Source organism: Blastococcus sp. HT6-4 (genome assembly GCF_039679125.1).
GTDB classification, from domain to species: Bacteria; Actinomycetota; Actinomycetes; order Mycobacteriales; family Geodermatophilaceae; genus Blastococcus; species Blastococcus montanus.
In genome coordinates this window covers 2,878,183-2,891,966 of sequence record NZ_CP155551.1, presented here as the reverse complement: position 1 = coordinate 2,891,966, position 13,784 = coordinate 2,878,183, and the positions used below count along the sequence as shown (strand labels likewise).

The 13,784-nt window shown below is 71.7% G+C and carries 15 protein-coding genes and 1 pseudogene; 7 read left to right on the top strand and 9 right to left on the bottom strand.

The window, feature by feature from the left end; all coding sequences use genetic code 11:
* Positions 1-124: 124 nt before the first annotated feature.
* Entirely contained in the window at positions 125-1,177 is a 1,053-nt protein-coding gene (gene mcrC / locus ABDB74_RS13830) for a 5-methylcytosine-specific restriction endonuclease system specificity protein McrC (RefSeq protein WP_346619244.1), read from the bottom strand.
* Complete coding sequence (locus tag ABDB74_RS13825; RefSeq protein ID WP_346619243.1) at positions 1,174-3,420, bottom strand: AAA family ATPase; 2,247 nt, start codon at positions 3,418-3,420, stop codon at positions 1,174-1,176. Before ABDB74_RS13825 ends, mcrC begins: the two co-directional genes overlap by 4 nt.
* 295 nt (positions 3,421-3,715) lie before the next feature.
* Between ABDB74_RS13825 and ABDB74_RS13820 the strand changes: the two genes are divergently transcribed.
* On the top strand, positions 3,716-4,390 hold the full coding sequence (locus ABDB74_RS13820; protein ID WP_346619242.1) for a biotin carboxylase N-terminal domain-containing protein: 675 nt from the start codon (positions 3,716-3,718) through the stop codon (positions 4,388-4,390).
* Here the strand turns inward: ABDB74_RS13820 and ABDB74_RS13815 are convergent.
* From ABDB74_RS13815 to ABDB74_RS13805, 3 genes and pseudogenes are all read right to left on the bottom strand, one after another.
* Positions 4,344-4,589: a protein-tyrosine phosphatase family protein gene (locus ABDB74_RS13815; protein WP_346623890.1), complete on the bottom strand. Its 246-nt coding sequence runs from the start codon at positions 4,587-4,589 to the stop codon at positions 4,344-4,346. The genes ABDB74_RS13820 and ABDB74_RS13815 overlap by 47 nt on opposite strands.
* A gap of 366 nt (positions 4,590-4,955) precedes the next feature.
* A pseudogene (locus ABDB74_RS13810) lies at positions 4,956-5,740 on the bottom strand (ADP-ribosylglycohydrolase family protein); the annotation flags it as partial.
* Between the two features lie 77 nt (positions 5,741-5,817).
* Complete coding sequence (locus ABDB74_RS13805) at positions 5,818-6,600, bottom strand: thioesterase family protein (protein WP_346619240.1); 783 nt, start codon at positions 6,598-6,600, stop codon at positions 5,818-5,820.
* A 163-nt stretch (positions 6,601-6,763) separates the two neighbouring features.
* Here ABDB74_RS13805 and ABDB74_RS13800 point away from each other — a divergent pair, with 163 nt between their 5' ends.
* Both ABDB74_RS13800 and ABDB74_RS13795 read left to right on the top strand, forming a co-directional pair.
* Complete coding sequence (locus tag ABDB74_RS13800) at positions 6,764-7,408, top strand: hypothetical protein (RefSeq protein WP_346619239.1); 645 nt, start codon at positions 6,764-6,766, stop codon at positions 7,406-7,408.
* A 261-nt stretch (positions 7,409-7,669) separates the two neighbouring features.
* The gene (locus ABDB74_RS13795; RefSeq protein WP_346619238.1) at positions 7,670-8,671 is read left to right on the top strand and encodes a DUF3048 domain-containing protein; all 1,002 of its coding nucleotides are present in this window, start codon (positions 7,670-7,672) and stop codon (positions 8,669-8,671) included.
* Positions 8,672-8,704: 33 nt separating this feature from the next.
* Here the strand turns inward: ABDB74_RS13795 and ABDB74_RS13790 are convergent, their stop codons facing one another.
* Positions 8,705-9,745: an NAD(P)-dependent alcohol dehydrogenase gene (locus ABDB74_RS13790; RefSeq protein WP_346619237.1), complete on the bottom strand. Its 1,041-nt coding sequence runs from the start codon at positions 9,743-9,745 to the stop codon at positions 8,705-8,707.
* Between the two features lie 255 nt (positions 9,746-10,000).
* Here ABDB74_RS13790 and ABDB74_RS13785 point away from each other — a divergent pair, with 255 nt between their 5' ends.
* The 4 genes from ABDB74_RS13785 to ABDB74_RS13770 all read left to right on the top strand — a co-directional run bounded on the left by ABDB74_RS13785 (position 10,001) and on the right by ABDB74_RS13770 (position 12,111).
* Positions 10,001-10,681 (top strand): helix-turn-helix domain-containing protein, encoded by a 681-nt coding sequence (locus tag ABDB74_RS13785; protein ID WP_346619236.1) that lies wholly within the window; start codon positions 10,001-10,003, stop codon positions 10,679-10,681.
* Positions 10,678-11,418, top strand: a complete 741-nt coding sequence (locus tag ABDB74_RS13780; protein WP_346619235.1) for a hypothetical protein — start codon at positions 10,678-10,680, stop codon at positions 11,416-11,418. Before ABDB74_RS13785 ends, ABDB74_RS13780 begins: the two co-directional genes overlap by 4 nt.
* A 61-nt stretch (positions 11,419-11,479) precedes the next feature.
* A complete protein-coding gene (locus ABDB74_RS13775; protein ID WP_346619233.1) occupies positions 11,480-11,716 on the top strand; it encodes a FitA-like ribbon-helix-helix domain-containing protein in 237 nt (78 codons plus the stop codon).
* Complete coding sequence (locus ABDB74_RS13770) at positions 11,713-12,111, top strand: type II toxin-antitoxin system VapC family toxin (RefSeq protein WP_346619231.1); 399 nt, start codon at positions 11,713-11,715, stop codon at positions 12,109-12,111. Before ABDB74_RS13775 ends, ABDB74_RS13770 begins: the two co-directional genes overlap by 4 nt.
* A 153-nt stretch (positions 12,112-12,264) precedes the next feature.
* Here the strand turns inward: ABDB74_RS13770 and ABDB74_RS13765 are convergent, their stop codons facing one another.
* From ABDB74_RS13765 to ABDB74_RS13755, 3 genes are all read right to left on the bottom strand, one after another.
* On the bottom strand, positions 12,265-12,660 hold the full coding sequence (locus ABDB74_RS13765; protein ID WP_346619229.1) for a type II toxin-antitoxin system VapC family toxin: 396 nt from the start codon (positions 12,658-12,660) through the stop codon (positions 12,265-12,267).
* The gene (locus tag ABDB74_RS13760) at positions 12,657-12,887 is read right to left on the bottom strand and encodes a hypothetical protein (protein WP_407062125.1); all 231 of its coding nucleotides are present in this window, start codon (positions 12,885-12,887) and stop codon (positions 12,657-12,659) included. Before ABDB74_RS13760 ends, ABDB74_RS13765 begins: the two co-directional genes overlap by 4 nt.
* Before the next feature lie 97 nt (positions 12,888-12,984).
* The gene (locus ABDB74_RS13755) at positions 12,985-13,590 is read right to left on the bottom strand and encodes a hypothetical protein (protein ID WP_346619227.1); all 606 of its coding nucleotides are present in this window, start codon (positions 13,588-13,590) and stop codon (positions 12,985-12,987) included.
* Positions 13,591-13,784: the final 194 nt, after the last annotated feature.

The window sequence follows — 13,784 nt, the reverse complement described above, 5'->3', positions numbered from 1 at the left end:
GTCGCGACTCGGGTGCCGGACCCCTGCGAGTGCTCGTAGCGCTGAGCAAGCCTCGAGAGTGCTGGGTCTGCATTCCGGCGACTGAAGATGTCCCGAGCGTTGGTTCCTTTGTCATGGCCGAGCGTCAGGCGTCGAGCCAGCTGCAGGCGTCCTCGAGTTGTGCGGCGAGTTCTCTCCAGGGTCGGTTGAGATCGAGAGTCCGTGCGCCTATCCGGTTGCCCTGGACCACGACATCGACGTTGGGCTGCTCCGCCGCGTCAGTCCGGGCGTAAAGAAGCATGCCGCCGACGGAGCCGTCGCGGTTCACGTCCTCATTTTTGACGTAGGCCAGTATCTGGTACAGGTTCGCGGAATGGACGGTCGCCTTTCCCCACGGGGTGACCTGCATGGAGCTCCCGTAGTACTTCGCGTCGATGATCAGGGTGCGCTTCCCCCGTCGGAGCATCACGTCGGTGCGCATCACGGGCAGTTGTTGCCTGCCGACGACGCTCGGCTCGTCGAGATCCCAGGCGACGGTGGACGCCCCAGGGGAGAAGTCGGGGTGATGAAAGGCGAAGTACTCCCGCAGGAACCGTTCGTAGAGACTGCTCATGGTGTCGTCTGCGAACCACGACGCGAGCTTGGTGGATCCGGCCTCCTCTGTGGGCAGGAGCCCGCGGACGACGAGTTCGCAGACACCAAGCAGAAGCCGGTAGGAAGAATTGGCGCGGTGGTAGGTGAGCCTGTCCCAGCGGATCGACGTCGGCGCGACGAGTGTCACGGCATCGAGGTAGGGAAGGAGCCGGCGAAGTGCGGTCTTCCGCTGCGGCGTGACCGTGCCGTGGCGGATGAGGAGCACGATGACGGACTTCAGTGCCTGGTTGTGCGGCGTGTCGGGCTCGTAATCGTCGAAGGCGCACACAAGCCGCCCGCGGGTTGTTGAGCGGGCTGCGACGGAGCGGGCGACATCGATACGTCCGCGAACCGTGGTGAGCTCGTCGCTCCGGTGGAGGTAGTCGTGGTGGAGCCCGCGCTTGACCTGTGTTCCGGCGCCGCGGACGAGGACCTCCGCGAGCAGGTCGTGGAGGTGGTCGAACCGCTCGGTGGCGATCCGGCCGGTGCCTGGGCTTCGAATTGCCCTGAACGCGTACGCCAGCATCACGTAAACGTTATGGATGGCGATCGTCCGGTCGATCATGCGACGGCATCGCGTAGTTTGGTCGCCCAGTCCGCAGCAGTCTGTGGTTCGTCGAACCAATACTCGTCGAGCAGTGGAACGAGTTCATCCTCGACGACGGAGTACAGCCACGCGTCGTCGGCATCGCCATCCGCGGGTCGGCAGAGGAAGCTGTGTCCGATGGCGAATCCTCCACCGAGCGCGGGGTCGGCGGCGATGGCCTTGTTCAGGTTGATGACGACGGAGACGAGGCGGTCGAGGCTGGGGCTGTCGGCCGACTGCTGCCAGTGGATGAATCCGGTCGAGTCGAAACCCGGAGTCATCTCGAAGAAGCCGAAGCGTCGGCGCAATGCGTAGTCCAGAACGGCGAGGCTGCGGTCAGCCGTGTTCATCATGCCGATGATGTGGACGTTCGCCGGGACGGAGAAGGTTTCGTTCTTGTAGAGGAGCCTCAGATCCTGGCCGCGCTTGTCCGCCTCGATCAGCATGAGTAGCTCGCCGAATATCTTGGAGATGTTGCCGCGATTGATCTCGTCGACGATGAAGAAGTACGGCCGGTCGGCGTCGTCCTTCCGCGCCTGCTCGCAGAACCGGTAGAACGGGCCTTCGGTGAGTGTGAACCCGCCGGACTCCGTGGGGCGGTAGCCCATCATGAAGTCCTCGTACGAATAGCTCTGATGGAATTGGACCATCTGAACTCGGCTTGGATCCTTTGCGCCCATGATCGAGTAGGCGAGGCGTTTGGCAGCGTACGTCTTGCCGACGCCGGGAGGGCCGGCGAGGATGACGTTCTTCTTTCGCAGCACGAGGGCCTTCAACCTGTCGTAGTCGACCTCAGCGAGGTAGACCTCCTCGAGGAAGGCGGCCTGGTCGTAGACCGGTGCCGGCGTCACCAGCTCGTCGGTCACCTCAGCGGCCTCGTCGTCGGCGAAAAGGGCCTCGAGCTTCTCGACGTAATCCCGGTACGACGTGACGTCGGTGAGTGTCTTCGTCGGCGCGTCTCCCGGATGCTCCCACGCGCCGGTGTGGGTCCACTGGACCGAGCGAACGTGACGGTACTGGTCGCGGTCTGGCTCAAATCGTGCGTCGGAGGTGATCTCTCCGCGGCCGACGATCTCCCGCCTGCCGCGCTTGGCGTAGACGACGTCGCCGATCGCCATCTCGTTCTGGAACTCCCAGAGGCCCAGCACGTCGTTTCTCATAGATCCGCCGGAGCCCTCGACGGTGAGGGCCTGGCGGATCGACTCCCGGTTCTGGTAGCCGGCGAGGTCGCCGAGCTCGTCCCACCCGATGGCCATGATGCGGTTGGTCGAGAACTCGTTCCATTCAGATGCCTGTGGCCCCGGAGAGTAGAGCCAGTAGTGGCGAGGCCGGGGCTCGTCCGAACCGGTCTTGTCGTCCCCGGCCGCACCCGTGTCGGCGCCGGGGGCGTCCCACAGCTCGCGCACACCAGGGGACCAGAAGTGGAACGGACTGTCGATCTCCTTGGCCAAGGTGGCGCGGATCGCGAGAAGATCTCGGTCGATCGATTCTGGGCTGTTGCCGGTCTCGCCGTCGATCCGGTCCGCGAGGGCTGCTCGGATTCGCAACTTCATGCCGGTCGACGAGATGGGCTCGAACGTTTCGGGGCGGGCGAGGAACTGCAGCGCGTTGCGGATATCTGAGCGGTCGTCGCCAGCGGCGAGCATGGCTCGCTGCAGTTCCCATGGGTCGCGCCGGGCGGCGTCCCGAGCGCTTTCGGGCAGTTCGTTCCATGTGCGCACGAATGTCGCGGCCCAGATGACGTGCCGCCACAGGGCGCCGTTGTACCAGCTGCCTGGCTCAAATCCCGCAGTACCGGCGGGACGGGCGAGCCACTCCTCCATCGATGCGGGGATCGCCACGGGGGAGTCGCAGTGCTCGAGTACCCGTTCGACATGCGCTTTGCGGGTCTCTGGCAAGGCGGAGCGCAGGGGATGCTCGCGCAGGAAGACGAGCTCTGCTGCAAGCAGCACGACGGCACGCGATGCGCCTTCCAGTTGCTGGTCGAGTTTCTCCCACTGCCCTGCGCCTTTGCCGAGGATGGGGTTGTCCCCGATCCTGCGCCGAAGGTCCTCGGCCGTCTCTGCCGTCCAGATCGTCGTGGCCGGGTCGATGACCGAGCGGCCGTCGCCGAGCATGTGGGCGATGACCTCGGAGACCTCGTGCGCGATGTCCATGTCCGGAGCTGGGCGCGATGCGGCAAGGGCGATGTCCCCGATGTCGTGAGATTGCTCGTCCTTCACGAGCCCATCTTCTATGCGGACCCCCTGCGGCGTTCAGCATCCTGCTGCGTGGCGCGGTTTCTGACCGGATGTGAGCGTATCCGGGGTACTTGCCGGGGTGGCTAGCCGTCCGGGGGTCAGGAGGACCAGCAGGGTGTTTGTGGGGGTCCGACGCCCGTCCTCTGGTGCTGCCTCAACGCGGACAACCGCACGATGACTTGACTGCCAGCACTACCTCCCACGGCCACGCCTTTGCTGCAGCGGGTGAGGTGTGGGACGGCGGCGCACCGGACGGCGACGATGCGTCCGGCCATGCGTGACCGCCGCCACGGGCAAGCGGCCAAGCCGTGCAAGCACGCGCGGTGGACGACTCTCACCGCTACTGATCGCCAACGGCGGAGACGTCGCCGAACGCATCGCCCGCGCCGCGGCGGCCGAGGGCATGGTCAGCGCGGCCATGGCAGGCGCCGACGAGTCGGACGCCTCGCACCTGGCTGCCGCCGACGAACGCCACACCCTCCTCGGCACTGCGTCGGCCGCCTCCCTGGACACCGTCGCGCGCGCAACAGCGGCCACCGCCACCTGCTGTGACCTGCTCCGCCCCGGCTACGGATTCCTCTCGGAGCGCTCCGAGCTTGCCGAGGCGGGCGAGGACGCCGGCCGGAAACGCTGGATTCCGCTCGTCTTCCTTGGACCGAGCGCCTCCGTCCTGTGTCCCTCGGTGACAAGGTGCGCGCGGAGAAGCCGGCATCCCCGTGCTGGCGGGCGTGGTGGCCGGGGTGGACGTCGAGGTGTCGCCAGCCTGCTGGCACAGACCGGCGCCGTCATGCTCAAGGCCCGCGCCGGCGGAGGGGGGCGCGGCACCGCGTGGTCCGCCGCGGCGACGACGGTCGCCGCCGCCATGACCGCGCCCGCGCCAAAGAAGGTCGTACTGCCCCTTCCAGTTACATCGCTGCGCCGCCCGTGGCGAAGCGGTTCAGTGCCTCGGTGAAGCTGTCGTTCCAGAGGCCCAGGTGCGGCCAGCGCTCGGCGACGTGCGCCGTGGCGTCCTCAACCGACATCCCCTTCTCGCGCACCAGCCAGCCGCGCAGCACCAGCCCGGTGCGCGAGGCGCCGCCGTGGCAGTGCACCAGCAGCCGGTGTCCCTCGTCGCGCAGCGCCTTCATGTCGTCCAGGACGTCGGCGAGCATGACGTCGAGGTCGGCGTTGTGGTCGTTATCGGCGATGTAGGCCATCCGGTGCACCGGGTGCGGGAACGGCTCATCGAGCCGGCACAGCGAGATGACGGCGAAGTCCTCGTCGCTGTACCGGGCACCGTCCAGGTTGCCGGCCCAGATGCCAGGCAGGACCTCGGTCGGGCCGATCCGCGGGATCACGCCCGGGTCGTAGTTCTGCTGCACCCCGCCGTCCAGAGCGGCCGCCAGCTGCTGTAGGTCGGACAGTCGCCAGACCTTGTCGCCGTGGCCGGGCACCCGGCCGTGCACCACCGACGCCCACCGGCTCGGGATGCCGCCCATCCCATACACCGCACCCGCCAGTCCGCCGGCGACGCACGCCACCGTGTCGGTGTCGCCACCCAGGTCGATGCCCAGCCGCAGCACCTCGGCGAAGTCGCATCCGTTCCGCAGTGCCCACACCGCCTGGCCGAGTGTCGGCCACACCGCGCCGTTCGACTCGGTGGCCTGGTCCGGCGTCCAGTCCGGCGCCAGCACCGCCGCCCACCGCTCACGGTGCTCGGGCGGCACCGCCTCCAGCGCGGCCGGGATCGCCGTCAGCGGGTCCCCCCCGTCCAGCGCCACCCGCATCAGCTCGTGGAAGATCGCGCAGCCCTCGCCCGCCGACGGGTCGTCGTGGGTCAGCGCCGAGATGCGCCGGGCGGCGTCCATGGTCGCCTGGCGCCCCTCCCGGGAGGACCGGATGGCGGCGGGCGTCGTCCGCATGAGCGAGCCGTTGCCGGCCGCGTGCCCGGAGCGGGCGAAGTGCTCGGCCGCGGCGACGTCCCACGGCCGGCCGGAGCCGAGGACGGCGCGGGTCTGGTTGCCGATGTCCGGCGGCCCGGCGGCCGCCCACGCGCGGAACCGGTCGAAGACATCGGCCTCGTCGAGCCCGCCACGCTCGACCAGCGACGTCGCTACGAGCAGCGCCATCTGGGTGTCGTCGGTGAACTCGCCCGGCTCCCAGCCCAGCGAGCCACCGCCGCACATCTCCGTCTTCGCGCCACGGGCGGGGAAGGGAAGCGGGCCGAGAACCGACCCGGCGGTCCGAACTCGAACGGTGCACCGAGGGCGTCGCCGACGGCCGAGCCGACGAGCGCGCCGGCCACGCGGTGGGAGCGGTGCATGCGCGGGGTCACTCAGGCATCCTTGCCGACGGCGGTGCCGCGCGTGCGTGCGACGCCGGACGAGGCTCGTGACTCCGTCAGCGGGCCTGCACGAGCAGCGGCTGGGCGACCTCGCCGATCGAGCCGCGCTCGTCCGACAGCTCGCCGTGGCACAGCCCGATGCCGTCGGCGGCGATCTGCGTGCGGCAGGCCAGGTGCACCCACTCGCCGTCCGGCTCGCGGGTCAGGTGCGTGGTCATGCCCGGCGGGATGGACCACCAGCTGTCGATGGGCAGCTCCACCGAGATGCCGTTGGCGGCGTCGGCGGCGATGAGCGCGCGGTCGAGACCCGTGAGCGGCAGGCCGGCGACCAGTGGGACGCGCACCCGGGTCCAGACGTCGGCCGGCCCCGGCTCCTGCGGCGACCCGGCGGTGTAGCGCCACTCCAGGGCCTGCCCGAAGCCCCAGTCGGGCAGGCCGAACAGCACCTCGGGCGAGGAGTCGGGGACGGCGGGTGGCGGGCTGAGCTCGGTGACCACCGGCGGGGTGGGTCCGACGGCGAGCGACCACACGCGGGCGACGGCGACGGTGCGGCCCTCCACGGTCATCACGGCCTCGGTCAGGTCGATTCGACGCCCCGGGCGGACGGGCGAAACCTCGACGGTGAGCTCTCGGCGGGGGATGGCGCCGAAGAAGTCGACGCTGATCCGCGCCGGGCGGGAACCTGCTCCGGTCACCCGGGCGGCGTCCGCGGCGAGGTGGGCCAGCAGCGCGGACGGCGGTCCGCCGTGCTGGGCACTGTGGTCCCACGGGCTCTCCGTGGCCCGGGTGGGCGCGAAGCGGTTGTCGCCCAGCGGCAGGTAGAAGGCCTCGAACTCCATGACGGCAGTCTGGCCGAGGTGGTCAGCCGGCGACCGGGCGGACGTGCCGTCGCCCGAACGGGTGGCACTGCGGCGGACTCTGCCCGGGCGGCCGCTCGCTGTCGGTGGCGTCTGTCATCGTCCGCCCCTGCCGTCACGGGGACGGCGCGGACCAGGGAGTGGCATGGGCGGATCGGTCGGTGTGCAGGCGGGGCGGGTGTGCCCCGGCTGCGGGCGGGAAGACTCGATCCCGGTGGTCTACGGATTGCCGGGCGGCGACATCTTCGAGCAGGCGGAGCACGGGCGGGTCGCACTCGGTGGCTGCCTGGTGATGGAGGAGCAGCCAGCCTTCGTCTGCCGCAGCTGCGACCTGGAGTGGGGGAGTGAGTCCGACCCCACCGCCGACGCGGCCGAGTTGGCCGGCCTGCTGGACGTCGAGCACACCGACCTCGTCCGAGCACTCGGTACCGGATGGCGACGGGAGGGCGCAGCGGACGGGCCGGATGGCGTGCGGTGGTTCGTCAGCGGTGAGCCGGCGCAGCTCGCGGTCGGCGTCCAGGGCCCGTGGTTCGTGCTCGACCGCCCGCAGGCCTCGGAGGGTGACCGCCGTTCCGGTCCACTCACCACCGACGGCGTGCGGTTCACCCGGGACGAACTGCTGCACGACCCCTGGTACGTCAGCCAGGTCGCCGAGGACATCGCCTCTCGGCGACGCCGGTCCTTCCGCTGGTGCCGCACCTGTCGCCGGGCCACCGCGCCCGAGTCGTTCGTCGCCGCCGAGGGCTCGTGCGAGCGGTGCGTGTCCGCCTCCATCGACCGGGCGGAGTAGATCCGGCGCCGCCCGGGGACGTCGGTCCGTCCGACCGTGCCGATAGACAAGAGGTACGACGTCGCCGAGTCAGGAAGCCTCCCCGTGCCCAGGTCGACCGCACCACGGTCCCGTTCCCGGTCGACGACCGCCCGCGGGTCCATCAAGCGCTCCCGGCCCAGGAAGGGCGCCGGTAAGCGATCGGCGCCGGCGAGGCAGAAGGCGGCGAGAGGTCGCCGGCGCTCGGGGCCCCGGCGCGCCGGCCGGCTCCTCCTGTTCGCAGTGCTGGTGGTCGCCGGTGTCGTCGTGTGGCCGGCGGTCAAGCCGCATGTGTCAGCCCTGCCGTTCCTCGACTCGGTGCTCGCGGGCACGTCGCCGTCCGGGCCCACCTGGCCGCTGACCGGCGTGCCGGCCGACACGATCCCCGACCGCCCGGCGCTCGCCGTGAAGATTGAGAACTCCGTCGCCGCCCGCCCGCAGACGGGGCTCAACGCCGCCGACATGGTGTGGGAGCAGGTCGTCGAGGGCGGCATCACCCGGTTCGTCGCCGTCTACCACTCCACCCTGCCGCCCGAGATCGGCCCCGTGCGGTCGATCCGGCCGATGGATCCCGCGATCGCCGCACCGCTCGGCGGGCTGCTCGCGTTCTCCGGCGGCGTGCCGGCCTACGTCACCGCCGCTCAGGACGCCGGACTGCAGGTGCTCACGCAGGACTCCGGCGTCGACGGGTTCTTCCGGACGACGACCCGCTCGGCGCCGCACAACGTCCACGCGGCGCCGCAGACCCTCCTCGACCAGGCCGACGCCACGCACCGCGCCTCACCCGGTGCCCAGTTCGACCACGCCACGACAGGCCAGCAGCCCACCGCCGTCGACACGGGGCAGCAGACGACCACGCTCGACCTCACGCTGTCGGGGATCAGCAGTCCCCGGTGGAGCTGGAGCGCCGCGTACGGTCGCTGGCTGCGTGCCGAGGGGAGCACCCCGGCGGTCGAGGCGGACGGCGCGCGGATCGGTGCCGCCAACGTCGTCGTCCTGCGCGTCGACGTCGTCCAGACGGAAGCTCGCGATCCGGCCGGCAATCCCGTGCCGGAGACGATCCTGACCGGCAGCGGGCGGGCCCTCGTTGCCTCCGGCGGGCACACGGTCGAGGCGACCTGGTCCAAGCCGGCCGTCGGTGACCGGGTGGAGTTGGCCGACGCGGACGGCGATCCCGTGACCCTGGCGCCCGGGACCACCTGGGTCGAGCTGGTACCCCACTCCGGAGCGGTCGCCACCGGCTGAGCGGGCAGCCGCCGATCCGGGGGAGGCGAGCGGTTACTCCCCGGGGACGACGACGGCGCGGCCGCGGATCGTGCCCTCGTGCAGCTTCCGGTACGCCTCCGGCGCCTGGTCGAGCGAGTACCGCTCCACCTCCACGTGGATCGCCCCGGCCCGCGCCAGGTCGAGCACCTCCATCAGCTCCGACCGGGTGCCCCAGTACGGCGCCCGCACCGACGCGCCCATCGGCGTCGAGAAGAAGCCGGTGGGCAGCAGCCCGCCGCCGATCCCGACGATCTGGACGACGCCGTCGAGCGCCACCGACTTCCGGGCGATCTCCAGGGTCGGCGGGGCGCCGACGAAGTCGAACACCACCTGGGCCCCCACCCCGCGGGTCAGCTCCCGGATCGCCGCTACGGCCGACTCGTCCGACGGCAGCGCGCGGTGCGCCCCCACCTCGCGGGCCAGCTTCAGCTTGTCCTCGGACACGTCCAGCGCGATCACGGTCGCGCCGGTGATCGCCCGCAGGATCTGGATGCCCACGTGCCCGAGGCCGCGGGCGCCGATCACCACGGCCGTGCTCCCGGCCGGCAGAGCCGGCAGGCTGGAGACGATCGCGTGGTACGGCGTCAGCCCCGCGTCGGTCAGCGACACGGTGGCCACTGGGTCGAGGTCGCCGAGCGGCACCAGGTGCCGGACGTCGTCGACGATCATGTACTCGGCCAGCGCGCCGGGAGAGCCCAGCCCGGGCGGCGCGATGCCCAGCTCCGCGGCCCGCGGGCAGTAGTTCTCCGCACCCTGGGCGCAGGCGTGGCACAGCCCGCATCCCCACGGCCCGTAGACCGCCACCGGCTCACCGACCTCGACCCCGGTGGCACCCTCACCCAGTGCGTCGACGACACCCGCGCCCTCGTGCCCGAGCGTGAGCGGCAGGCCGTAGACGTACTGCTCGGCCGACAGGCTCATGACGAACGCGTCGGAGTGGCACAGCCCCGCGGCGGTCACCCGCAGCCGGACCTGCCCCGGGCCCGGCTCCGGCGTCGGGACGTCGACCACCTCGGGCTCGCCGCCAATGGTCCGGTACTGCACCGCGCGCATGCGTGCTCCTCCGTGGTCAGGACGACGTGCCGTCGACCCTAGGTAGCCGTGGCGGTCGACGGCAGGTCGTCAGGGCCCGTCTTCAGGGTCCGAAGTCCCGGCTCCCGGCCTGGAGGGTCCATGTCCCCGGGTCCGCAAGGTGGCGCAGCCTGTGCGAACCGTCGTCGTCTTCCGCGCGCCGCGGGACGCCTCAGCCCAGGCCGTTGGCACAACAGGTCGTGTAACACGCCCGTTTGTGCCAGTGAAGGGATCGGCATGCTGACCGTCGACCAGGCCGCCGAGCGTCTCGGCGTCGAACCTGAGCAGGTCCGCCGGCTGATCCGTGCCGGAAAGCTGGTGGCGCGCAGGGTTGGTCGGACTCTCGTGCTCGACGAGGATGCCGTCGAGGGTCGGGCGCGGCTGCCGATCACGGCAGGGCGTGCCCTGGCCCCGCGGACGGTGTGGGCCGCGCTGTGGCAGCTCTCCGGGGAGGACGTCGACTGGTTGCCGCCCGGTGACCGATCCCGGCTGCTGGCCCGGCTGCGGGGCTACGACGCCGAGCGGCTGGTCGCCGCAGCCCGGGACCGTGCGGAGCGCCACGAGCTGCGGGTCCTGCCTGCCTACCGGCAGCGGCTGCTCGACGCCGACGGCGTCGTCCCCTCCGGGCTGACCGCGGCGGCTGCCGTCGGCGCCGACATCATCGCTGCCGAGGCTGCGGCGGAGGTGTACTGCACGCAGGGCGTGCTGGACCAGCTGCGCCGCGAGCTGGGCCTGTCCGAGCGGGGGGAGGCCAACCTGGTCGTGCGCGTGCCCCGCTACGAGGGGCTGCAGCTGACCGGTCGCGCCCACATGCCGGTCGCGGTCGTCGCCGTCGACCTCGCCGAGTCGCCCGACGTGCGTACCCGGCGGGCCGGTCTCGACCTGCTCGCCGCCGCGCTGGGTGACCTTCCCCGGTGACCGACGCCGGGGCGGAGGCGCATGTCGAGCTGCCGGCGCTGGCCGGCCCGCTGGACACCCTCTGGGACCTCGTTCTCGACCTCGCCGGGCAGCTGCCGCCAGCCGGCTGGGCGCTGGTCGGCGGCCAGATGGTGATGCTGCACGGGCTGCTCGCCGGGCGGGTGGCCACGCGGGCCAGCCAGGACGTCGACGTCCTCGCCGATCTGCTCTCCGACGAGGCCGGACTCGTGCGCTGCGTGCGCGCGGTGCGAGAGCTGGACCTCGAGCCGCAGCCGGACGCCGCCGGCAAGGTCTGCCGCTTCGTCCGGGCCAGCGACCAGGCCCGGGCCGACATCCTGGCGCCGGAACACACACCACCACGACGGCGGCTGCGCACGGTCGGTGGCGACACCATCCGCATCGAGGGCGGCACCCAGGCCCTGCAGCGGGCGGTGCCGGTGCACGTGACCAAGGGGCAGCGGACGGCACCGGTCCCGGTGCCGGACCTGCTCGGCGCCCTGGTGCTCAAGGCCGCCGCCTGGGCTACTGACACCCGCGACCGGGCACGGCACAGCGGGGACGCCGCCTTCCTGGCCGGGCTGATCGCCGATCCGCTGGCAGAGCGGATCGGTTCGCCGGCAGCGACCGCAAGCGGTTGCAGCGGCTCGACCAGGTGCTCGGGAATCCGGACGCCGCCGAATGGCGCCGGCTCGGCGACGCCGCCGACGACGGCTACGCCACCTGGCGCCTGTTGGTGAGCTGAGCTCGACCACGGTTCTGCTGACACCATAGTGCTGCGCCTGCTGCTAATGTGCATGCATGCCCGTATCCGTGACCATCCGGGGCGTCCCCGATGACGCGAGGGACGAGCTCGCGGCTCGCGCGGCCCGAGCCGGTCAGTCGCTGCAGGAGTACCTGCGTGCAGAACTGGTGGCGCTCGCGCGGCGCCCCAGCCCGGATGCCTTGTGGGACCGCGTGCAGCACCGCGTGATCACCACCGGCAGTCGGCTGTCCGGTGACGCGATCCTCGAGCTGCGCGACGCCGACCGCGCGTGACCATCGTGGTCGACGCGTCCGCCGTCGTCGCCGCGCTGATCGACGGGGGCCCGGACGGCTCGTGGGCGCGCGCCGGGCTGCGCGCTGAGGACCTCGCGGCGCCGTCGCACGTGTACGTCGAGGTATCGAACGTGCTCCGGCGGGCCGTCCTCGCCGGCCGGCTCGGTGCGGACGTCGGCGCGCTCGCCCACCGTGACCTCGTCGGGCTGCCGCTGACGAGCTTCCCGTTCGAACCACTGGCCGACCGCGTGTGGGAACTGCACCCCGCCGTCACCGCGTACGACGCCGCCTACGTCGCGCTGGCCGAGGCGCTCGATGCACCGCTGTGGACCCTCGACCGGCGTCTCGCCGCTGCTCCCGGTCCGCGGTGCTCCTTCCGACTGCCCCAGCCGTGAGAGAACTGTGCGGACATGAGCGACGCACCCATGGACTCGACGGCTGCGCCTCTGCCCGGTAGTTGCCGCGGAAGGTGATCGAGGGTCAGCCTCAGCCGTCGGCGCAGGCCAACCGGGCGCCACCAGGTCCAGCGGAAGTCCGTCGCGCGGCCGTCACGCCGTCAGGAGCGACACCGGGCACCGGATACCGGGTGCCCGTGCCAACCGGCGGTCGGCGGTGACCAGCGACGCGCCGAGCAGTTCGGCCAGCGCGACGTACACGGCGTCGTAGGCGCTGACGGCATCCCGGAGGTCGAGCACCCGGTCGAGGAATGGCTCGTGTGCGTGCCGGTCGACAGCGAGGTCCCGGAGATCCTGGAGCGACATCCGGGCCTGCTCGTCGGGGAGCCGGCCGGAGAGGACCCAGCGGCGGACGGCGGACGTGGCCTCCACGTCCAGCAGGTGCGGCGCGTGCAGCGGCCCGCTCCTGAGCGCCTCCCGCGCCGCGTCACCCGCCGGACCGGCCACGAGCAGCCCGGTCACGACGACCGACGCGTCGACGACGATCACCGGTCCGGGCGTTCGGCGCGGACCGCGTCCACCACGTCGGCCAGGGACAGGTCCAGCCGCCGCGAGGCCGAGCGGGCGAGCACCTCCTCGACCGGCGGGCGGGCAGCCACGCGCTCGAGCTCGCGCAGCACGTACTCGGACAGCGGCACCCCGGCTGCCGCCGCGCGGCGGGAGAGCTCGGCGTGCACGGCGTCCGGTACGTGGCGGACCTGCAGCATCTTGCTCACCCGCCGAAACCTACATGCGAATCGCATGCATAGGGCCGCTGCGGCACCCGCAGAGGGCACCGGAGCGGCACGGCCGGGCGCCGGTCCTGCGTCGTGCTCACCGGGAACCATCGTTCTTCCCCCGCCCAGGTGCTGTCAGTTCGGCCAGGCGGTGGGCAGCGTCCGCCGGAAGGCCGAGGGCGCGGCGAATCCGGCGGCGGACGACGGTGAGCAGGAGCAGGTCGAGAGCCAGGTCGTCCGTACCGGCCCCGGCCGACCGGCCGAACTGCTGCAGCCCGAGGTTGAGCCAGCGGTGAGCCTCCGAGAGGTCCCCGGACTTCTCGTAGGTCTCGCCGACCATCGCGTAGACGCCGAGGTCCGCAGGCGCGGACCGGCGGACCTCGTCGGCGAGCAGCCGGGCTGCCGGGAGGTCGCCCACCGATACGAGCGCGCGGTGCAGGAAGCACCGCACGTCCGGCTCGACCACGCCCTCCGCAGCTGCTGCTCGCCGGTACGCGGCGAGCGCCGCGGAATGGTCACCGACGATCTCCAGGATCTCCCCGGCCTCCGCCAGGAGAAATGCTGGTGTGACGTCAGCAGCGTCCGCCGGGTGCCGTTCGTCGGCCCAGGCCATCAACTGGGCCGCCACATTCCTCTGCTGCTCGGGCGTCCGGGCGTCGAGGCCCAGGGATCCGACGGCGTCCATGTCCAGTGGCGTGCGCACGAGGCGACGCTAGGAACGGCCGGCGGGTACCGGGAGCCGCGCGGGTCATCTGTGGATCGCCCGCTGGGCTGTGCACGAACGGTCCGGCACCGCCTGCATGAACTGGTCGAAGCGCAGCTGCCGTCTGCGACCCGCTGGTCGCGCACCTCGCGGGCTGGGCCCGCGGCTAGGGTCCCGGGATCGCCGTCCCACGT